Consider the following 20220-nt stretch of genomic DNA (forward strand, 5'->3'; position numbering starts at 1 on the left):
CCCGTGCCGTGGAAGTTCGCGTGAAAGAGCGCCGGACGGCCCCTAGAGACGGGTCGAGGTCGGGGTTGTCAGTGCGGCGGTCCACAATGGTCCGCGTCAGAACCAGAGGTTGCCCGAACAGATCTGTGAAGGAGTCGCAGCAGCGATGGCCCGCCGCAGTACGAAGACCCCGCCGCCGGACGACTTCGAGGAGAAGATCCTCGACATCGACGTCGTCGACGAAATGCAGGGCTCCTTCCTCGAGTACGCGTACTCGGTGATCTACTCACGGGCCCTGCCGGACGCCCGCGACGGCATGAAGCCGGTGCACCGCCGCATCGTGTACCAGATGAACGAAATGGGGCTGCGCCCCGACCGCGGCTACGTGAAGTGTGCCCGCGTCGTCGGCGAGGTCATGGGCAAGTTGCACCCGCACGGCGACGCGTCGATCTACGACGCGCTGGTGCGGATGGCGCAGCCGTTCTCGATGCGGCTCCCGCTCGTCGACGGACACGGCAACTTCGGCTCGCTCGGCAACGACGACCCGCCGGCCGCCATGCGGTACACCGAGTGCCGGATGGCCGACGCCACGTCGCTGATGACGGAGTCGATCGACGAGGACACCGTCGGATTCCAGTCGAACTACGACGGTCAGGAGCAGGAGCCGGTCGTCCTCCCGGCCGCGTATCCGAACCTCCTGGTCAACGGCTCGTCCGGGATCGCGGTCGGCATGGCGACCAACATGCCGCCGCACAACCTGGGCGAGGTCATCGCCGCCGCCCGCCACCTGATCAAGCATCCGGGTGCGGACCTGGACACCCTGATGCGGTTCGTTCCCGGTCCGGACCTGCCGACCGGCGGCCGGATCGTGGGCCTCGGCGGCATCAAGGACGCCTACGCCGCCGGCCGCGGCACGTTCAAGATCCGTGCGACCGTCTCCGTGGAGAACGCCACGGCGCGCCGCAAGGGTCTGGTCGTCACCGAACTGCCGTTCACCGTCGGCCCGGAGAAGGTGATCGCCAAGATCAAGGACCTGGTCTCGGCGAAGAAGCTCCAGGGCATCGCGGACGTCAAGGATCTCACCGACCGCGAGCACGGTCTGCGCCTGGTCATCGAGGTCAAGAACGGCTTCGTGCCCGAGGCCGTGCTGGAGCAGCTCTACAAGCTGACGCCGATGGAGGAGTCCTTCGGCATCAACAATGTGGCGCTGGTCGACGGGCAGCCGCTCACGCTGGGCCTCAAGGAGCTCCTCGAGGTCTATCTCGACCACCGCTTCGACGTGGTGCGCCGCCGCAGTGAGTTCCGCCGGACCAAGCGTCGCGACCGGCTCCATCTGGTCGAGGGCCTGCTCGTCGCGCTGATCGACATCGACGAGGTCATCCGGCTCATCCGGTCCAGTGACAATTCGGCGCAGGCGAAGGAGCGGCTCATCGAGCACTTCTCGCTGAGCGAGATCCAGACGCAGTACATCCTGGACACCCCGCTGCGCCGGCTCACCCGGTTCGACCGGATCGAGCTGGAGAGCGAGCGGGACCGGCTCAACACCGAGATCGACGAGCTGACCGCGATCCTCGAATCGGACGCCGAGCTGCGCAAGCTGGTCTCCACCGAACTGGCCGCGGTCGCCAAGAAGTTCGGCACCGACCGGCGTACGGTGCTGCTGGAGTCGGCCGGTGCGCAGGTCGCTGCGGTGCCGCTGGAGGTCGCGGACGACCCGTGCCGGGTGCTGCTCTCCTCGACCGGTCTGCTGGCCCGTACGGCAACCGGCGACCCGATCGCGTTCGACGAGGACGCCAAGCGGGCCAAGCACGATGTGATCGTGTCGGCCGTGCCGGCGACGGCGCGCGGCGATGTGGGTGCGGTGACGTCCACCGGGCGGTTGCTGCGGCTCGCGGTAATCGATCTGCCGCAGCTTCCGGACACGCACGCGGCGCCCAATCTCTCGGGCGGCGCGATGGTTTCGGAGTTCCTCACGCTGGAGAACGACGAGGAAGTCGTCTGCCTCACCACTCTCGACGAGTCCTCCCCCGGCCTGGCGATCGGCACCCTGCAGGGGGTCGTCAAGCGGGTGGTGCCGGACTACCCGGCCAACAAGGACGAGTTGGAGGTCATCACCCTCAAGGAGGGTGACCGGATCGTCGGCGCCGCCGAACTGCGTACCGGCGAGGAGGATCTGGTCTTCATCACGTCCGACGCGCAGCTGCTGCGTTACCCGGCGGCGCAGGTGCGGCCGCAGGGCCGGCCGGCCGGCGGTATGGCGGGGGTGAAGCTGACCGCAGGCGCCGAGGTGCTCTCGTTCGGTGCGGTGGATCCGGCGGTGGACGCGATGGTGTTCACGGTGGCGGGCTCGCACGGCACGCTGGACGACTCGGTGCTGACGGCGAAGCTCACGCCGTTCGACCAGTATCCGCGCAAGGGCAGGGCGACCGGCGGGGTGCGCTGTCAGCGGTTCCTCAAGGGCGAGGACGTCCTGGTGTTCGCCTGGGCGGGCGCGACGCCTGCGCGGGCGGCGCAGAAGAACGGCACGCCGACCGAGCTGCCGGAGCCGGATCCGCGCCGCGACGGTTCGGGTACGCCGCTGGCCAAGCCGGTCGCGGTGATCGCCGGACCGGCGTAGCCACCGCCCGACCCGCGGCGGCCGGTCGGTGTCGGGCCGACGGGCTACGCGTCGTCGACCGGCTGTTGTACGTACCGCAGGACGCCCCACATGCTCTGCTCATGTGCGGCGTCCTGCGGCGCGTCCGGGGACGTTGCCGCGTGCGGAGCGGTGTCCGGCGTGTCAGGTGCGGCGTTCTCGCGACAGGCGGCCAGCTCCTTGTGCAGGGTGTCCGGGGCGATGCCGGAGCCGATCAGCACGAGCTGGGTGAGACGTGGTTCGTCGCGCTTCCAGGGCCGGGGGCCGAACCGCAGGAATCTGCCGACGGCATGCAGCGCATATGTGTTCCCGCGGTCACCCGCGCCGAAGTCGACGAACCCCTTGATCCGGTAGAGGCCCTCGGGCCGGGAGTCGAGAAACCCCATCAGTCGGCGGGGGTTCATGGGCACGTCGGAGGTGAAGGAGACACTCTCGTACGCGGCGTGCAGATGCCCCGCGTGTGCCTCGCTCCCTTCCGCACCCTCCTCCAGCAGGAGGTCCTCGAAGGTGAGCTGACGCATCCTCTCCTCACCGTCCGGCCGCAGCGCCGGGTCGAAGAGAAGCTCCGGATCGATACGTCCGTACGTGGCGGAGATGACGGCCGCCCCGCTGCCGGTCGCCGCGATGGCCTTGCGGATACGGATCTGTTCCTCGTCCTCGATCCGGTCGGTCTTGTTCAGTACGACGAGATCGGCGACGCCGAGATGGCGGTCGATCTCCGGATGACGCCCCCGGGTGGCGTCGAATTCGGCGGCGTCGACGACCTCGACCAGTCCCCCGTACACGATGTGCGGGTTGTCGCTGGCCAGCAGCATCCTTACAAGCTCCTGGGGTTCGGCGAGTCCGCTCGCCTCGATGACGATCACATCGAGGCGGGCGGCGGGCCTGGTGAGCGTCTCCAGGAAGGTGTCGAGTTCGCTCGCGTCGACGGCACAGCACAGGCAGCCGTTGCCCAGCGAGACGGTCGAGCCGACCTGGCCCGAGACCGTCATGGCATCGATCTCGATGGAGCCGAAATCGTTGACGATCACGCCGATCCTGCTCCCCGCACGGTGGCGCAGGAGATGGTTGAGCAGAGTCGTCTTGCCGGATCCCAGGAACCCGGCCAGGACGATGACCGGGATCTGCTGCTTACGGGGCGGGGACGACGGGTTCAACGGGGGCCTTCCTCGGGAAACGTCAGGGCGCCGGGACCGGCTGGGGCGGGGTCGGACCGATGTAGCGGGCCGCCGGGCGGATGATCTTGGAGTCCTCCGCCTGCTCCAGGATATTGGCGCTCCAGCCGACCACCCGCGCCGCACAGAAGGTCGGAGTGAACATCTCGCGCGGCAGCCCGCACAGCTCCATGACGACCCCGGCGTAGAACTCCACGTTGGTGTGCAGCTCACGCCCCGGCTTGAGCTCGGCGAGGATCGCCTCGACCTGGCGCTCCACCTCGACCGCGAAGTCGACCAGCGGGCTGCCGAAACCCTGGGCGATCCCGCGCAGCATGCGTGAGCGCGGGTCCTCGGTGCGGTACACGGGGTGGCCGAAGCCCATGATCCGCTCGCCCGCGAGCACGCGCTCGCGGATCCAGCTGTCGATGCGGTCGGGGGTGCCGATCGCGTCCAGCGTGGCGAGCGCGCGGCTGGGAGCTCCGCCGTGCAGCGGGCCGGAGAGTGCGCCGACGGCCGCCACCAGGCAGGCGGCGATGTCCGCGCCGGTGGAGGCGACGACCCGGCCGGTGAAGGTCGAGGCGTTGAAGCCGTGGTCGACGGTGGAGATCAGATACTGCTCGACGGCCCTCACGCGGGCGGCGTCCGCCTCGGATCCGGTGAGCATGTAGAGGTAGTTGGCGGCGTACGGCAGATCGTCGCGCGGCTCGACCGGTTCCAGGCCCTGGCCGAGCCGGTACAGGGCGGTCAGCACGGTGGGGACGGCCGCGCAGGCAGCCAGCGCGTCGCTGCGGCGCCGGTCGCCGTCGATGTCGTACACCGGACGGAAGCCGGCCGAGGCGCCGAGCAGCGACAGTGCGGTGCGCAGCCCGGCGAGGGGGCCGGAGACCGCGCCCGCACGGGCTATCGCCGGCAGGGCGCCCCGTACCTCCGGGGGCAGTCGGCGCATGGCGGCGGTGCGCGCGGCGAAGTCGGCGCGGGCGGCCGGACCGGGCAGCTCGCCGTGGAACATCAGGTACCAGACGTCCTCGAAGCTGCGGGTCTGAGCGAGCTCGATCGCCGAGTACTGCCGGTAGTGGTAGAAGCCCTCGCGTCCCCGGACGTCTCCGAGGGCGGTGTCCGTGACGACGACACCCGCGAGGCCTCGGGGTACGTCGAGCGGGGTTCCGTTGGTCATGGTCGGCATCTCTTCCTCCGCGAGCTTCACTGTGCAGGACCATCAATATTGATTCGACTGTCTATGCTTGACTTCAATCCTGTCAATGTTGATTGAATCAATATGGATACGGTGAGCAGCATGAGCGATCAAGCAGCACCCGACGACCGCGCCGACGCGCGCGCGGAGCGGCTCACGACGCGCGAGACTGCCGAGCGCCTGGGCGTGAAGCCCGAGACGGTGTACGCGTACGTCAGCCGGGGTCAGCTGAGCAGCAGGCGCGCCCCCGGCGGTCGCGGCAGTACGTTCGACGCCACGGAGGTCGATGCACTGGTACGGCGTACGGGACGGAGGGAACCCGCCCCGGCCGGCGGTGACCTGGTGTTCCGTACCGGCATCACGCTGATCGAGACCGACCGGTACTACTTCCGGGGTGTCGACGCGACCGAGCTGGCCACGCACTACTCCTACGAGGAGATCGCCGAATGGCTGTGGACCGGTGATCTCCGGCCCGGCATCCGCTTCACCGCGCCTGCCGAGGCCCTGACCGCGGCGCGCCGGGCCGTCGGTGCGCTGCCCGCGCACAGCGGGTCGACGGACCGACTGCGGGTTGCCGTGGTCGCCGCGGCGGCCGCCGATCCGCTGCGCTTCGACCTCTCGCGCGAGGCCGTGCTCGGCAGCGCGCGGAGCCTGATCCCGACCCTGGTCGGCGCGTTGCCCACGGCTGTCGGTGCACCCGCGACGGCCGACGGCGAAGCCGCTTCGCACCCGCCCGGCCTGGCGCACCGTCTGTGGCCGAAACTCACCGCCCGGCCGGCCGACGCGCCTTCACTTGCCGCGCTTGACACGGCTCTCGGCCTGCTGCTCGACCACGATCTGGCCGCCTCGACACTGGCCGCGCGGGTCGCCGCATCCGCCCGCGCCCATCCGTACGCGGTGGTCTCCGCGGGCCTCGGGGTCCTGGAGGGCCCCCTGCACGGCGCCGCGAGCAGCCTGGCCCACAGGATGCTGACCGAGGTCCTGGAGCGGGGCAGTGCGACCCCGGTGGTCGCGGACCATCTCCGCACCGGCCGTCAGGTGCCGGGGCTCGGACACCGGCTCTACACCACCGAGGATCCGCGCGCACGGACGCTGTTCGCCAGGCTCGCGGAGGTCCCGCAGGCGGCACCCGCGCTGGCCGCTGCACGCGACGTGGTCACCACGACCGCGCGCCACACCCCGCTGCACGCCAACGTCGACCTGGCGCTGGCCGTGCTCTCCGTCGCCTCCGGCATGTCGGCGGAGGCGGGTGAGACGGTGTTCGCGGTGTCCCGTACAGCGGGCTGGATCGCCCATGCGCTGGAGGAGTACGGGGAACGTCCGTTGCGGATGCGCCCCAGCGGCCAGTACGGAGGTCCCCGCCCGCCTCAGTCACTGCCTGCCCCGGGATCGGTCGCCACACACGGGGCTCACTCGCAATAGATGGGCCATAGCGCGCAAAATATCGATGATCAGCCGGAAATGTCCCGCGGAGGCTGCGCGGTGGACCCCCGCACCACCAGCTCCGGTTCGAAGAGGAGCTCGTCCGACGGCACCGTACGACCCCCGATCTGAAGGGTGAGCAGTTCGACGGCGGCACGCCCCATGGCCTCGATCGGCTGACGGACCGTGGTCAGCGGCGGCTCGGTGCAGTTCATGAAGGCGGAGTCGTCGTAGCCCACGACCGAGACGTCGGCGGGCACGGAGAGACCGCGCCGGCGGGCCGCACGGACCGCCCCGAGAGCGAGCGGGTCGCTCGCGCAGATGATGCCGGTGACGCCCCGGTCCAGCAGGCGCATGGCGGCGGCCTGTCCGCCCTCCAGCGAGAACATGGCCCGGGCCACCCACTCGTCCGGCACAGTACTGCCGGCCTCCTCCGCCAGCGCCCGGGCGGCGGTCAGCTTGCGCTGTGAGGGCACATGGTCGGCGGGGCCGAGCACCAGGCCGATGCGCTCGTGACCGAGCGAGACGAGATGGCGCCAGGCTTGCTCGACGGCGACGGAGTCGTCGCAGGAGACACCGGGGAAGCCGAGATGGGCAATGGCCGCATTGATCAGGACCACCGGGATCTTGCGGTCGGCCAGCACCTTGTAGTGATCGTGTGCGGCGTCGGCCTGGTGGTAGAGCCCGCCCGCGAAGACCACCCCGGACACCTGCTGCTGCAGGAGCAGCTCCACGTAGTCGGCCTCGGAGACGCCGCCCTTGGTCTGGGTACACAGCACAGGGGTCAGGCCCTGCTGCGCCAACGCACCGCCGACGACTTCGGCGAAGGCAGGGAAGATCGGGTTCTGCAGCTCGGGCAGGACCAGACCGACCAGTCTTGCCCGTTCGCCCCGCAGCTGGGTCGGACGCTCGTAACCGAGGACGTCGAGCGCGGAGAGCACGGCCTTCCGGGTGGCATCGGAGACGCCTGGCTTACCGTTGAGCACCCGGCTGACCGTGGCCTCGCTGACTCCCACCTTCTGTGCCACTTGAGCAAGTCGTCGCGTCATACACGCAAGATTAGCGCAAGAAACGCAAGTGGGTTGCGTGGAGTTGGAAACAACAAAAATTTCGGAAAGCGCCGGTATGCCCTTTACCTTCGTACGATGAGCGCCCCACCGCCCACCCCCCGGAGGCCGCGACGGCTCGGTTGGCCGCAGCGGGTCTTCTCCCAGGTGCTGCTGATACAACTCGCCATCGCCACCGGCGTCACCGTACTCGCCACCGGCCTCTTTCTGGCACCCCTCAGCGCACAGCTCGACGACGAGGCGATGCACCGTGCGCTCGCCATCGCGCAGAGCACGGCGGCCCAGCCGCAGATCACCGAGGCGCTGCTCGCCACCGCCCCGGCCCCCGGCGGGCCCGTGCAGTCGGCGGCCGAGCGGGTCAGGCGGTCCACCGGCGCCGAGTACGTCGTCGTCATGGACCGGCGCGGGGTGCGCTGGTCGCACCCCGACGCCGGCCGGATCGGAAAGGTCGTCTCCACCGACCCCGGTGAGGCGCTCGCGGGCGACCAGGTCATGGAGATCGACAGCGGCACGCTCGGCCGCTCGGCCCGTGGCAAGGTGCCGCTCCGCGACGAGTCGGGCCACATCGTCGGGGCGGTCTCGGTCGGTATCGCGTACGACAGCGTCCGCGCCCACCTCCTGGCGGCGATCCCCGGGCTGCTCGCCTACGCGGGCGGGGCGCTGGCCGTCGGGGCGCTCGCCGCCTATCTCGTCTCCCGTCGTATCCAGCGGCAGACCCAGGACCTTGCCTTTTCCGACATCTCCGCGCTGCTGACCGAACGCGAGGCAATGCTGCACAGCATCCGGGAAGGGGTGGTCGCGCTCGACCGGACGGGACGTATCCGGCTCCTGAACGACGAGGCGCAGCGGCTGCTCGGGCTCGGCCCCGATGCCGCGGGCCGCCCGCTCGACGAGGCGCTCGGCCTCGGGCGGACGGCCGACGTGCTGGCCGGCCGAGTGGTCGGCGACGATCTGCTGACCGTACGGGGCAACCGGGTGCTGCTCGCCAACCGGATGCCGACCGACGACGGGGGTGCGGTCGCCACCCTCCGCGACCGCACCGAACTCGAGCATCTCGGCCGAGAACTCGACTCCACCCGCGGTCTGATCGACGCCCTGCGCGCGCAGGACCACGAACACGCCAACCGGCTGCACACGCTCCTGGGGCTGCTGGAGCTGGAGATGCACGACGACGCGATTGAGTTCGTCACGGAGGTCGTCGGCGGCCACCGGGCCACCGCCGAGCAGGTCACCGAGAAGGTTCACGACCCGCTGCTGGCGGCCCTGCTGGTCGGCAAGGCGACGGTCGCGGCGGAGCGCGGCGTCTCCCTTCGGATGGCGCCCGGCACGCTGCTCCCGGACCGGCTGGTGGATTCGCGCGGGCTCGTCACCGCCGTCGGCAATCTCGTCGACAACGCCCTGGACGCGGCGGCCGGGTCGGACGGCGCCGTGATCGAGGTGGGCCTTCGGGCGGACGGCCGTACGGTGGTGCTGCAGGTCCGCGACAGCGGCCCGGGCGTCCCTCCCGAGCAGCACGAATCGATCTTTACCGAGGGCTGGTCGACCAAGGAGCTCCCGGCGCACGGCAAACGCGGTCTGGGTCTCGCACTGGTACGGCGGCTGGCCGAACGACAGGGCGGCAGCGTCACCGTCGGCTCGGCGCCGGAGGGCGGCGCCGAGTTCACCGTCGTACTGCCGGAGGCCCTCCCCGAACCGGGGCTGACGGCGACAGCCCATCCGGAGCCGAGCACCGCAGGAGAAGTTCAGTGATCGAGGTCCTGATCGTCGACGACGACATCCGGGTTACGCAGATCAACGCGGCCTACGTCTCCAGGGTGCCCGGATTCCGGGTGGCCGCTCAGGCGCACAGCGCCGCAGCGGCCCTCGCCGCGGTCGAGTCACAGCGCGTGGATCTCGTCCTGCTGGACCACTACATGCCCGACCGCAACGGCCTGACCGTGGTGCGGGAGCTGCGCAGGCTCGGCCACCGCACCGACGTGATCATGGTGACGGCGGCGCGCGACGTCGCGACCGTCCAGGAGGCCATGCGCCACGGTGCGCTCCAGTACCTGGTGAAGCCGTTCACCTACGCGGGGCTGCGGACCAAGCTGGAGGCCTACGCGGCGCTGCACCACACCCTGGAGGGCGGCGGCGAGGCCGAACAGGGTGACGTGGACCGGCTCTTCGGTGCCCTGTGGGCCGGGGGCGAACCCGGTCTGCCCAAGGGGCACTCGCCGACGACGGCGGAGCTGGTCCGCCAGGCGCTCCGTGGCGCCGACGGTCCGCTCTCCGCGCAGGAGATCGCGGAGAGCGCCGGGATGAGCCGGCAGACGGCGCAGCGGTATCTGAAGCTGCTGGAGCGGACGGGCCGGGTACGACTGACACTGCGGTACGGCGAGACGGGCCGCCCGGAGCACCGCTACACCTGGGCCACCGGCTCCTGAGGGGCCAGCGGCTGCCGAAGCACGTCCGGCCACCACGGCACCGGTTCCTGAGACGCCGTCGGCTACACGGCACCGGCCCCGGTCAGCGCCCGGACCTCGGTCTCCGCGTGCTTGGCGGCATCCGGTGGCTCGGCCGAGGTGACCGTGCCGATCCAGCCCGCCAGGAAGCCGAGCGGGATGGAGACCAGGCCGGGGTTCTCCAGCGGGAAGAGCTGGAAATCCACTCCGGGGAAGAGAGCGGTGGGACTGCCGGAGACGACCGGTGAGAACAGTACGAGCAGAACCGCGGGGAACAGCCCTCCGTAGACCGACCAGACCGCCCCGCGCGTGGTGAAGTTCCGCCAGAACAGCGAGTACAGCAGCACGGGCAGATTGGCCGAAGCGGCGACGGCGAAGGCGAGCGCCACCAGGAACGCGACGTTCAGATCCTGCGCGACCAGACCGAGCGCAATGGCGGCCACCCCGATCCCGGCAGCTGCGACCCGGGCCACGGTGACCTCACTGTGCTGCTTCCAGCCCGGACGTCTGAGTGAGGCGTAGAGGTCGTGGGCCACGGAGGCCGACGAGGCGAGCGTGATCCCGGCGACGACGGCGAGGATGGTCGCGAAGGCCACGGCGGCGACCACGGCGAACAGAATCGTCCCCCCGGTGGAACCTTCGCCGCCGCCGAGCACCAGCGCCAGCAGCGGAACTGCCGTGTTCCCGGCGGGATTCGACGCCCGGACGTCCGCCGAACCGACCAGCGCCGCCGCGCCGAACCCGAGCACGATCGTCATCAGATAGAAGCTGCCGATGAGGCCGATCGACCAGACGACCGAGCGGCGGGCGGCGCGGGCGGTGGGCACCGTGTAGAAGCGCGACAGGATGTGCGGCAGCCCCGCCGTACCGAGCACCAGGGCAAGACCCAGACTGACGAAGTCGAAGCGCGCGGTCCAGCTCCCGCCGTACTTGAGGCCAGGAGAGAGGAACTCCAGCCCGTGCCCGCTCCGTTCGGCGGCGGAATTGAGCAGCGTGTTGACATTGCCGTGGAAGTGGACAAGTACGAGCACGGTCAGCACGCTCGCGCCCACCATCAGCATGACGGCCTTGACGATCTGGATCCAGGTCGTGGCGCGCATCCCGCCGAAGGACACATAGATCACCATGAGCGCTCCGACCCCGATGACGGTCCAGGAGCGGGCAGCACCACTGGTGCCGCCGAGAAGCAGAGCGACCAGACTGCCCGCACCCACCATCTGCGCCACCAGATAGAGCACGGAGACGGCGACGGAGGAGGTACCCGCCGCGATCCGGACCGGACGTTCCGCCATCCTGGCCGCCACCACATCGGCGAGGGTGAACCGGCCGCAGTTGCGGACGAGTTCCGCGACGAGCAGCAGGACGACGAGCCAGGCGACGAGGAATCCGACCGAGTAGAGCATGCCGTCGTAACCGAACAGGGCGATCAGGCCGGAGATGCCGAGGAAGGACGCGGCCGACATGTAGTCGCCGGCGATGGCAAAACCGTTCTCCATGGGGGAGAACAGCCGGCCGCCCGCATAGAACTCCTCCGCCGATCCATGCCGGTTGCGGCTCACCCACGTGGTGATGGCGAGCGTCACTGCAACGAACGCGCTGAACAGCAGCAGCGCCAGGGTCTGGTGGTTCCCGATCAACGCCCGATCCCCCGCGTCATTTCCTGAGTGTCCCAGCGCAGATCGAGCGCGGCCCGGTCCCTGCGCAGCCGCGCATGCCGTGCGTACGCCCCGGTGAGCAGGAACGTCGTGAGGAACTGTCCGAGCCCCGCGATCATCGCCACATTGACCGCGCCGGCCACCGGCCGGGCCATCAGCCCGGGTGCGGTGATCGCTGTGACGACATAGGCGAGGTACCAGACGAGGAACGCGAGGGTGGCGGGGACGACGAACCGCCGGTACCTGCGGCGCACTTCCTGGAAGGCCTCGCTGCGTTGCACCTCCAGATAGATGTCGGCCGCGCTGTGGCCACGCCGCGGGGGCACGGAACCGGGTGGCCCGGCCGGCACGAAGCCTCCCGTACCGTCCAGCTCGCCCCATCCGGAAGCCAGCGCGTCGTACCACGGGTCGTCGAGTCGCATCGCTGCGGCCTCGCTCCCTGCTTCCTTCTCCACCGAACAACTCCCCTGGTCCACGGACCACTTCGGCCGCGTACCCAAGAATGGACAGATCGGGAAGTTCCCGGGCAGGTCATTTGCCGCACTTCACCTCTTCAGGTGAAGGATGTCCCGGGCGGGTGTGCGAGCCCGCGAACATACGCATAGCGCACGGCCTGCGCCCTGTCGCGCACTCCGGTCTTGGCGAAGAGATTGTTGATGTGGCTCTTCACGGTGGCCTGCGAGATGTGCAGCTTGCGGGCGATCTCCGGGTTGGACAGTCCCTCGGCGATCAGGACGAGCACTTCCGCCTCGCGGGGCGTGAGGCCGTCGGGCAGTTGCGGCTCGGCGGCGGGCGGACCGGCCGACGCGGGTGCCGTGGTGACCCGCTCCAGCAGCCGCCGCTGCACCGCAGGCGAGAATCCGGCCTCGCCCGACAGCACAGCGTGGATGGCCCGCACGATCTCGTCGCCCCCGGCGTCCTTGGTGAGATATCCGCGAGCCCCCGCCTGCAGTGCGGGGAAGAGCGACTCGTCCTCCGCGAACGTCGTGAGCACCACCACCTGAGTGTTCGGGTACTCCTTGCGGATGCGCCGCGTCGCCTCCACCCCGTCGCAACGCGGCATGCGGAGGTCCATCAGAACCACATCCGGAGCCCGCTCCGCGACGAGCGCGACGGCCTCTACCCCGTCCCTGGCCGATCCCACCACCTCGATCCCTGGCAGCAGCCCCAGCAGCATCACGATTCCTTCGCGCACCACCGACTGGTCGTCGGCAACCACGACACGCGCGGTCACGCGGGCACCCGCAGTCTCACCACGAACCCCTCCTCGCCCGGACCGGCCTCCAGTGTCCCGCCGAGCAGCTCGGCACGTTCCCTCATTCCCAGCAGACCGTAACCGGAGCCACTGACAGCGAGCTCCTCCACGGGCAGGCGGCCACCCCGGTCCCTGACCTCCAGGGCGACCTCGCCCGGCAGATACTCGAGCCGTACGAGCACGTCGGCCCCCGGCGCGTGCTTGCGCACATTGGTCAGCGCCTCCTGTGCCACCCGCCTGACCGCTTGCGAGGCCTCGGCCGTCAGCGGCCGCTGCTCCCCGGCCACCGTCACCTCGCCCGGCTCCACCGCGGCCACCAGATGTCGCAGGTAGTCCTCGACCGGGGAGACCTCCCCCCGCAGGGCGGAGAGCGCCTGCCGGGTCTCGGCCAGCCCATCGCGCGCCATCGAGCGGGCCGCCACCACCCGCTCCAGCACCTGGTCCCGGAACTCCCCCGAAGGTTCTCTCTCGATGAGCAGCCGCGCCGCCTCCAGGTGCACCAACTGCGCGGAGAGACTGTGCGCGAGCACATCGTGGATCTCGCGGGCGATCCTGGAGCGCTCGTCCAGCGCCGCCGACTCGGCTTCGGCCACCCTGGCAGCCCGCTCCTGCTCGAGGAGCCGCTGGGCGCTGCCGCGGGCCTCGGCATCCAGCCGGAGCACGTATCCCGCAAGGCAGAGACCCGCTGTGGTCACCGCCGTCGTCATCCAGCCGTCGGTGTTGACGGCGGCGTACGCGGCCAGCGCGACGGCCGTGGCGGGAACGCCCGCCGAGAGCGGCAACCGCTCCAGAGCCGTGACCGCGCAGCCGCACCACAAGATCACGGCCGGCACACCCGCACCGGCTTGCTGCGCCCCGAAGGCCGCCGCCATCAGCAGCGCCATGAGCCCCAGGGACGGCCAGAGCCGATGCTCCAGGCTGGTCCGGAAGAATGCCCACCCGGCCCAGACGCAGCCGATGACGCCCAGCAGGCCGACCACGACTTCCCAGGGCCCGAACCTGCCGTCGGAGAAGGTGCCCCAGAGCATGAGGGTCAGCAACAGAACCCGGACGGACCAGGCGATGGCCGCCCGGGGGCGGGTGCGGCCCCTTCTCGAGAGAGCCTCCCGGGACGGCCAGCTCGTCCAGGTAGCGCTTGTCACACACTGTCCTTCCACGCCGGCCGCGACGGCATGCCGTCCGCAGCGCCACCGTACGCCGGACGCATCTGGCGGGCCCGCCACATCAGCACGCCGCTGCGCATCAGCAGCGTCACCGCAAGAGCCGTCATCAGAGCGGCACTGCCTTGATGTATACCCATCAGCGCGGCAGCCCCGTACAGAGCGGCTCGCAGCACCAGACCTCCCGTCCAGACGAAGACGGTGGCCTTGGTGCCCTTGCTCCACAGCGAGCCGTCCGGTTCACGCCACAGCCTGGCCGTCCAGCCCCAGCCGGCGCCGGTGACCAGCCCCACCGCCAGTTCGGCGCCAAGGACCACGACGGACAACGCCTCGTGGTGTGCGTCCATCAGCCCGGGTTCGCGCAAAGACAAGACGAGCAGGATGCCCGGCAGGATCCACCAGCGCCGGTCGTCGGAGATCCGCCGTGCCGAGCACTGGCGGACCACGACGACAGCCACGACGGCAATGATCAGCAGGGCATTGACGAGCCCGGACATGGCGGCCTCCGAAGTGCGGGAAAGGTCTTCGCCTTCGACGCTACGGAAAGGCCCAGGTCAGGGGATCGGCCCAGGGGTTGATCGTGGGTGGAGTCGTAGTCTCCACCCAGGGGTGGAGAGACTACGACTGCCGGTCATGCGTCGATGCGCGAGCGGTCCAGCGTGGCTGCCGAGTTGGAGATGAACTCCTTGCGGGGCGCGACCTCGTTGCCCATCAGCAGATCGAAGACCTGCTCGGACGATTCCAGGTCGCCGATGTTGATCCGCCGCAGCGTGCGGTGACGCGGATCCATCGTGGTCTCCGCCAGCTGATCGGCATCCATCTCGCCGAGACCCTTGTACCGCTGGATCGAGTCCTTGTAGCGCACGTTCTTCCGCTGCAGCTCCAGGAGCGTATCCCGCAGCTCGCGGTCCGAGTACGTGTAGATGTACTTGTCCTGGCCCTTCTTCGGCTGACTGAGCTCGATCCGGTGCAGCGGCGGCACCGCCGCGAAGACCCGGCCCGCCTCGACCATGGGCCGCATGTAGCGCTGGAAGAGAGTGAGCAGCAGAATGCGGATGTGCGCGCCGTCGACATCGGCGTCGACGAGAAGGATGATCTTCCCGTAGCGAGCCGCGTCGATGTCGAAGGTCCGGCCTGACCCCGCTCCTATGACCTGGATGATCGCGCCGCACTCAGCGTTCTTGAGCATGTCCGTGACGGACGCCTTCTGGACGTTGAGAATCTTGCCGCGAATCGGCAGCAGTGCCTGGAACTCGGAGTTCCGGGCGAGCTTGGCAGTACCCAGCGCCGAGTCTCCCTCGACGATGAACAGCTCACTGCGCTCCACGTCGTCACTGCGGCAGTCGGCAAGCTTGGCCGGCAGCGAGGAGGACTCCAGGGCCGTCTTCCGGCGCTGCGCGTCCTTGTGCTGACGGGCCGCGATGCGGGTCCGCGCGGCGGCCACCGCCTTGTCCAGGACCGCCCTGGCCTGCGCCTTGGCATCACGCTTGGTGGAGGTCAGGAACGCCTTGAGTTCCTTGGCCACGACATTGGCGACGATCCGGTTGGCGGCCGAGGTGCCGAGCACCTCCTTGGTCTGACCCTCGAACTGCGGTTCCGCCAGCCGTACGGTGACGACCGCGGTGAGGCCCTCCAAGGCGTCGTCCTTGACGATGTCGTCCTCGGCGACGCGCAGCAGCTTCGCGGAGCGGAGCACCTCGTTGACCGTCTTGGTCACGGAGCGTTCGAAGCCGGTCACATGGGTGCCGCCCTTGGGGGTGGCGATGATGTTGACGAAGGACTTGAGGTTGGTGTCGTACCCGGTGCCCCAGCGCATGGCGATGTCGACGACGAGCTCACGGGTGACCTCGGTCGCCGTCATGTGCCCGCGCTCGTCCAGGACCGGCACGGTCTCCTTGAAGGTGCCCTGACCGGTCAGGCGCAGAACGTCGCAGACGGCCTTGTCCTGCGCGAGGTACTCGCAGAATTCGCTGATCCCGCCGTCGAAGCGGAACGTCTCCTCGGTCTTGCCCTCACCGTCGAGACCGCGCTCGTCGCGCACGACGATCGTGAGGCCGGGGACGAGGAAGGCCGTCTGCCGCGCCCGCTGGTGCAGCGTCTCCAGACCGAGCTTGGCGTCCTTGAGGAAGATCTGCCGGTCCGCCCAGTAGCGCACCCTGGTGCCGGTACGCGTCTTCGGTACCCGCTTCCCCTTGCGGAGACCGTTGGCCGGGTCGAACGGGCTGTCCGGCCCCTGCTCGGTGAAGATACCCGGAACGCCGCGCCGGAAGCTGATCGAGTGGGTCGCGCTGTTGCGGTCGACCTCGACGTCGAGCCGGGCCGAGAGCGCGTTGACGACGGAAGCGCCGACGCCGTGCAGACCGCCCGACGCGGCGTACGAGCCGCCACCGAACTTGCCGCCGGCGTGCAGCTTGGTCATCACGACTTCGATACCGGACAGGCCGGTCTTGGGCTCCACGTCGACCGGGATGCCGCGGCCGTTGTCCCGGACCTCGACGGAGTTGTCGTCGTGAAGGATGACCTCGATGTGATCGCAGTGGCCGCCGAGAGCCTCGTCGACCGAGTTGTCGATGATCTCCCAGAGGCAGTGCATGAGGCCGCGGCTGTCAGTCGACCCGATGTACATCCCGGGGCGCTTACGCACCGCTTCGAGCCCCTCGAGTACGAGAAGGTGCCGCGCGGTGTAGTTGGAGCCGTCTTGGTCTGCTCCGGTCAGCAGCGCAGTGGACGGCACGGACGTATCGGCGGTCACGCGGTTCGCTCCTCGCTGAATTTCATTTGGGGCCCGAGTGGGTAACGGGCTCGGCTTCGGTAGCCGCTGAGAGCGTACCGAGGCCTGGTAGAGCGGTTGTAACGCCACCCTCGGGGGAATGCTCACAGTAGTCCAGCCTCGCATACGCGTTCGATCCCTCGTTGGAGTGACGCGCACATCACGTTCCCTTCGAGGCATGAACCATTTAGGCTCCGGGCACGTCCTCATGAACAAACCGGCAAGCCGGCCGGACGGACTACCGACCAAGACAAGCAACGCGAAACCGTAGCGCTACGCAATACGGCACATTCGCCGCCAACCGGCAACAGACAGCCATTTTGAGAAGAAGTTTCGAAGAAAAGCCACGAGCGGGAACGTTTTCGGCCTGGTTGGATGTTGACCCTGGTACGACAGCTCGTCGAGCTAGAGAAGAGGCGACGTGACTACTGTTCTGACCCCCGCGAGCCCGCTGACCGCAGCAGACCGCTGTGACCGTTGCGGCGCCCAGGCATATCTGCGCGTCGTCCTGATCAGCGGCGGTGAACTGCTCTTCTGCGCCCACCACGGTCGCAAGTTCGAGCCGGAACTCAAGAAGATCGCCGCGGAAATACAGGATGAGACGGACCGGCTGACGGCCGTGCAGGCCAATGCCGCCGAAGAGGAACAACACTGACACCTCGCATCCACGACGAGCCAGGGTCCGGTTCCTTACGGACGACGGGCGCCTTCCCCTGCGAGGGGGAGGCGCCCGTTCTCATACCCGCGGAGCGGTGCCGGTCAGCTACTGCCCGCCATCCACCCGATGGCGGCGGAAATGCGCGTGTAGACGCCGGGAGTGCCCGGGAGCCCGCAGCCGTTCCCCCAGGAGACCAGTCCGACGAGTCGCCCGCGGGCGACCAGCGGCCCTCCGCTGTCTCCCTGGCACGCATCGTGCCCGCCCAGCGGGTCGCCCGCACAGAGCATCGCCGAGGCCTTGTACTTCCCCGCTCTGCCCCCGGGGTAGGCCCGCTCGCACGTGCTGTCCGGAAGGATGCTCACCTGGGTGGATCGGAGAGACGACGCAAAGTCACCGCGACCTGTCGTGTCACCCCATCCATAGACCAAGGCGCCGGCAGCCGGCTCATAGGCCTGGTCGCCGGTCTGGGCCATCGGGATCACGCTCTGCTCGGGAAGCGCGTTGGCCAGGGTGAGCACCGCCAGATCGCCGACATTGGTCGTGCGGTCGTATCCCGGGTTGATCCAGGTCCCTTTCACCGCGATCTCATGACCTCCGGTCCCATTCAGCTCGTCCCGCCCGGCGATGATCCGCAGATCGCTCGCCTGGCTCACGTCGGTGCCGAGCTCCTCCTGGTTCAGGCAGTGCGCGGCAGTCAGCGCCTTCGTGGGAGTCACCATCACGGCGCCGCAGAACTGGCCCGCGCGGGTACCTCCGAAACGGTCACGGCTGGACAGCGCGACGACCCAGGGACTGTCCTTGACGTGAGCGGGCTGCCCACCGATGACAATGCTGTCCGCAGCCGCCGGAACCGGGGAGCCGAGCGGTATCACGACCGCGCAGGCAGTCAGGGCAAGGGCCCCGGTCATGGCGTGGGCGACGGTGCGGAACATGCGTACTCCTGACTCTGTGATGGATCATGCCCACTCAGAGTCATTCAGCCCGTCGGCGACCGCACCTGCACATAGGCCAAGGGCCCGGTTCCCATCGGAACCGGGCCCTTGGCCTATGTACTCCTGCGACCTAGTCGAGGTAGTCGCGCAGCACCTGCGAACGCGACGGGTGGCGCAGCTTCGACATGGTCTTCGACTCGATCTGGCGAATGCGCTCACGCGTCACGCCGTAGACCTTGCCGATCTCGTCGAGGGTCTTCGGCTGACCGTCGGTGAGACCGAAGCGCATCGAGACCACGCCCGCCTCACGCTCGGAGAGCGTGTCGAGCACCGAGTGCAGCTGCTCCTGGAGGAGCGTGAAGCTGACCGCGTCGGCCGGGACGACCGCCTCGGAGTCCTCGATCAGGTCACCGAACTCACTGTCCCCGTCCTCACCCAGCGGGGTGTGGAGGGAGATCGGCTCACGACCGTACTTCTGGACCTCGATGACCTTCTCAGGGGTCATGTCGAGTTCCTTGGCCAGCTCCTCCGGGGTGGGCTCGCGGCCCAGGTCCTGGAGCATCTGGCGCTGCACGCGCGCGAGCTTGTTGATGACCTCGACCATGTGCACCGGGATACGGATGGTGCGGGCCTGGTCGGCCATGGCGCGGGTGATCGCCTGACGGATCCACCAGGTGGCATACGTGGAGAACTTGTAGCCCTTGGTGTAGTCGAACTTCTCGACCGCGCGGATCAGACCGAGGTTGCCCTCCTGGATCAGGTCCAGGAAGAGCATGCCGCGGCCGGTGTAGCGCTTGGCCAGCGAGACCACGAGACGGAGGTTGGCCTCCAGCAGGTGGTTCTTGGCTCGACGGCCGTCCTCGGCGATGATCTCCAGCTCGCGCTTGAGCTTCGGCGCGAGCTTGTCGGAGTTCGCCAGCTTGTCCTCGGCGAACAGACCCGCCTCGATGCGCTTGGCGAGCTCGACCTCCTGCTCGGCGTTGAGGAGGGGAACCTTGCCGATCTGCTTCAGGTAGTCCTTGACCGGGTCGGCCGTGGCGCCGGCGACGGCGACCTGCTGCGCAGGAGCGTCGTCCTCGTCGTCGTCGGAGAGGACGAAGCCCTTGGTCTCGCCCTCGCCCTCCTCTTCGTCGCCCTTGCCGACCTGTACTTCCTCGGTCGCCTCGTCGCCGTCGAGCAGCTCGTCGGCGTCCTTCTTGCCGGACTTCTTCGTTGCTGTCTTCTTGGCCGCCGTCTTCTTCACGGCGGTCTTCTTGGCAGCCGTCTTCTTGGCTGCCACCTTCTTCGCAGGGCTGGCCGCGGCGGCGTCGTCGGCCACCACGTCCACGGTCTCGGCCGACGGGGCGGCGGTGGCCGCGACGGTCCTCGTCACGGTCGTCTTGGCCGCGACAGTCTTGGTGGCGGTGCGCTTGACCGGGCTCTTCGCTGCGACGCTCTTGCGGGCGCGTTTCGGCGACTCCGCGGCACTGACCATCAGCGTCACACCCTCTTCCTCGAGGATCTGGTTGAGGCTGCGCAGAACATTCTTCCACTGGGTTGGCGGAATCTGGTCAGCCTCGAAGGCCCGACGCACGTCATCGCCGGCGATCTGCCCATCAGCCTTTCCCCGCTCGATGAGCGCCATCACAGACTCTGACTCGGCGATCTCCGGCGGGAGCGTACGGGATGTGCTGGCCGACACGAACAACCTCTCGGAACGATGGAAACGGCTTCCGGCCCGGCCCGGGAGAGGGCTGGAACCGACGACCGCCGGGCTGGGAATATACCGACGGCGCGGGCTTGGCCTCAGAACTGCACAGCGCGCCCAATGGCTGCTGTATTCCTTCCGCGGCGGTCACCTCTTAAGTCATCGCACTGTCTCGAGGAGTGTTACGCCCAATCCGCGTGGCCCGAGTCA

Annotated in this window: 16 protein-coding genes; 5 read left to right on the plus strand and 11 right to left on the minus strand. The window is 69.0% G+C overall.

The genetic code is table 11. The features are described 5' to 3' along the window. Positions 1–145 precede the first annotated feature (145 nt). Complete coding sequence (locus OHB49_RS12600) at positions 146–2596, plus strand: DNA gyrase/topoisomerase IV subunit A (RefSeq protein WP_329160296.1); 2451 nt, start codon at positions 146–148, stop codon at positions 2594–2596. Between the two features lie 44 nt (positions 2597–2640). Here the strand turns inward: OHB49_RS12600 and OHB49_RS12605 are convergent, their stop codons facing one another. Both OHB49_RS12605 and OHB49_RS12610 read right to left on the minus strand, forming a co-directional pair. Continuing rightward, a complete protein-coding gene (locus OHB49_RS12605) occupies positions 2641–3771 on the minus strand; it encodes a CobW family GTP-binding protein (RefSeq protein WP_329160297.1) in 1131 nt (376 codons plus the stop codon). A gap of 22 nt (positions 3772–3793) precedes the next feature. Further along, a complete protein-coding gene (locus tag OHB49_RS12610; RefSeq protein ID WP_329160299.1) occupies positions 3794–4954 on the minus strand; it encodes a citrate synthase/methylcitrate synthase in 1161 nt (386 codons plus the stop codon). A 111-nt stretch (positions 4955–5065) separates the two neighbouring features. On the opposite strand from OHB49_RS12610, the gene OHB49_RS12615 reads away from it, so the two are divergent. Beyond that, complete coding sequence (locus OHB49_RS12615; RefSeq protein ID WP_329160301.1) at positions 5066–6385, plus strand: citrate synthase; 1320 nt, start codon at positions 5066–5068, stop codon at positions 6383–6385. A gap of 29 nt (positions 6386–6414) precedes the next feature. Here the strand turns inward: OHB49_RS12615 and OHB49_RS12620 are convergent, their stop codons facing one another. Continuing rightward, the gene (locus tag OHB49_RS12620; RefSeq protein WP_329160303.1) at positions 6415–7434 is read right to left on the minus strand and encodes a LacI family DNA-binding transcriptional regulator; all 1020 of its coding nucleotides are present in this window, start codon (positions 7432–7434) and stop codon (positions 6415–6417) included. Positions 7435–7530: 96 nt separating this feature from the next. Here OHB49_RS12620 and OHB49_RS12625 point away from each other — a divergent pair, with 96 nt between their 5' ends. Together OHB49_RS12625 and OHB49_RS12630 are read left to right on the plus strand one after the other, a co-directional pair. Continuing rightward, positions 7531–9201 (plus strand): sensor histidine kinase, encoded by a 1671-nt coding sequence (locus tag OHB49_RS12625; protein ID WP_329160305.1) that lies wholly within the window; start codon positions 7531–7533, stop codon positions 9199–9201. Beyond that, positions 9198–9875: a DUF7342 family protein gene (locus OHB49_RS12630; protein WP_329160307.1), complete on the plus strand. Its 678-nt coding sequence runs from the start codon at positions 9198–9200 to the stop codon at positions 9873–9875. The genes OHB49_RS12625 and OHB49_RS12630 overlap by 4 nt, the downstream gene beginning before the upstream one ends. 62 nt (positions 9876–9937) lie before the next feature. Here OHB49_RS12630 and OHB49_RS12635 read toward each other — a convergent pair whose 3' ends face one another. The 6 genes from OHB49_RS12635 to OHB49_RS12660 form a co-directional block, all read right to left on the minus strand. Beyond that, positions 9938–11530, minus strand: coding sequence for a solute symporter family protein (locus OHB49_RS12635; protein WP_329160309.1), 1593 nt, complete (start codon positions 11528–11530; stop codon positions 9938–9940). Beyond that, positions 11527–11970, minus strand: coding sequence for a DUF485 domain-containing protein (locus tag OHB49_RS12640; protein WP_329166456.1), 444 nt, complete (start codon positions 11968–11970; stop codon positions 11527–11529). The genes OHB49_RS12635 and OHB49_RS12640 overlap by 4 nt, the downstream gene beginning before the upstream one ends. 131 nt (positions 11971–12101) lie before the next feature. Beyond that, positions 12102–12782, minus strand: a complete 681-nt coding sequence (locus OHB49_RS12645; RefSeq protein ID WP_329160311.1) for a response regulator transcription factor — start codon at positions 12780–12782, stop codon at positions 12102–12104. After that, a complete protein-coding gene (locus OHB49_RS12650) occupies positions 12779–13945 on the minus strand; it encodes a sensor histidine kinase (RefSeq protein WP_329160312.1) in 1167 nt (388 codons plus the stop codon). Before OHB49_RS12650 ends, OHB49_RS12645 begins: the two co-directional genes overlap by 4 nt. After that, complete coding sequence (locus tag OHB49_RS12655) at positions 13942–14460, minus strand: DUF1453 domain-containing protein (RefSeq protein WP_329160313.1); 519 nt, start codon at positions 14458–14460, stop codon at positions 13942–13944. The genes OHB49_RS12650 and OHB49_RS12655 overlap by 4 nt, the downstream gene beginning before the upstream one ends. Before the next feature lie 134 nt (positions 14461–14594). Next, positions 14595–16715, minus strand: coding sequence for a DNA gyrase/topoisomerase IV subunit B (locus OHB49_RS12660; protein ID WP_329160314.1), 2121 nt, complete (start codon positions 16713–16715; stop codon positions 14595–14597). Between the two features lie 439 nt (positions 16716–17154). Between OHB49_RS12660 and OHB49_RS12665 the strand changes: the two genes are divergently transcribed. Continuing rightward, positions 17155–17388 (plus strand): DUF7455 domain-containing protein, encoded by a 234-nt coding sequence (locus OHB49_RS12665; RefSeq protein WP_030927184.1) that lies wholly within the window; start codon positions 17155–17157, stop codon positions 17386–17388. A 104-nt stretch (positions 17389–17492) separates the two neighbouring features. Here OHB49_RS12665 and OHB49_RS12670 read toward each other — a convergent pair whose 3' ends face one another. Together OHB49_RS12670 and OHB49_RS12675 are read right to left on the minus strand one after the other, a co-directional pair. Next, entirely contained in the window at positions 17493–18323 is an 831-nt protein-coding gene (locus tag OHB49_RS12670) for a S1 family peptidase (protein WP_329160315.1), read from the minus strand. A 130-nt stretch (positions 18324–18453) separates the two neighbouring features. Further along, a complete protein-coding gene (locus OHB49_RS12675; protein ID WP_030927180.1) occupies positions 18454–20004 on the minus strand; it encodes an RNA polymerase sigma factor in 1551 nt (516 codons plus the stop codon). Between the last annotated feature and the right edge of the window lie 216 nt (positions 20005–20220).

Source organism: Streptomyces sp. NBC_01717 (assembly GCF_036248255.1).
Lineage (GTDB): Bacteria > Actinomycetota > Actinomycetes > Streptomycetales > Streptomycetaceae > Streptomyces.

Bases quoted from the DNA above. Each gene is read 5' to 3' on its own strand.
- OHB49_RS12600 (WP_329160296.1), top strand. From the start codon at position 146: ATGGCCCGCCGCAGTACGAAGACCCCGCCGCCGGACGACTTCGAGGAG.
- OHB49_RS12640 (WP_329166456.1), bottom strand. From the start codon at position 11,970: ATGCGACTCGACGACCCGTGGTACGACGCGCTGGCTTCCGGATGGGGC.
- OHB49_RS12615 (WP_329160301.1), top strand. From the start codon at position 5,066: ATGAGCGATCAAGCAGCACCCGACGACCGCGCCGACGCGCGCGCGGAG.
- OHB49_RS12620 (WP_329160303.1), bottom strand. From the start codon at position 7,434: ATGACGCGACGACTTGCTCAAGTGGCACAGAAGGTGGGAGTCAGCGAG.
- OHB49_RS12610 (WP_329160299.1), bottom strand. From the start codon at position 4,954: ATGCCGACCATGACCAACGGAACCCCGCTCGACGTACCCCGAGGCCTC.
- OHB49_RS12655 (WP_329160313.1), bottom strand. From the start codon at position 14,460: ATGTCCGGGCTCGTCAATGCCCTGCTGATCATTGCCGTCGTGGCTGTC.
- OHB49_RS12670 (WP_329160315.1), bottom strand. From the start codon at position 18,323: ATGTTCCGCACCGTCGCCCACGCCATGACCGGGGCCCTTGCCCTGACT.
- OHB49_RS12625 (WP_329160305.1), top strand. From the start codon at position 7,531: ATGAGCGCCCCACCGCCCACCCCCCGGAGGCCGCGACGGCTCGGTTGG.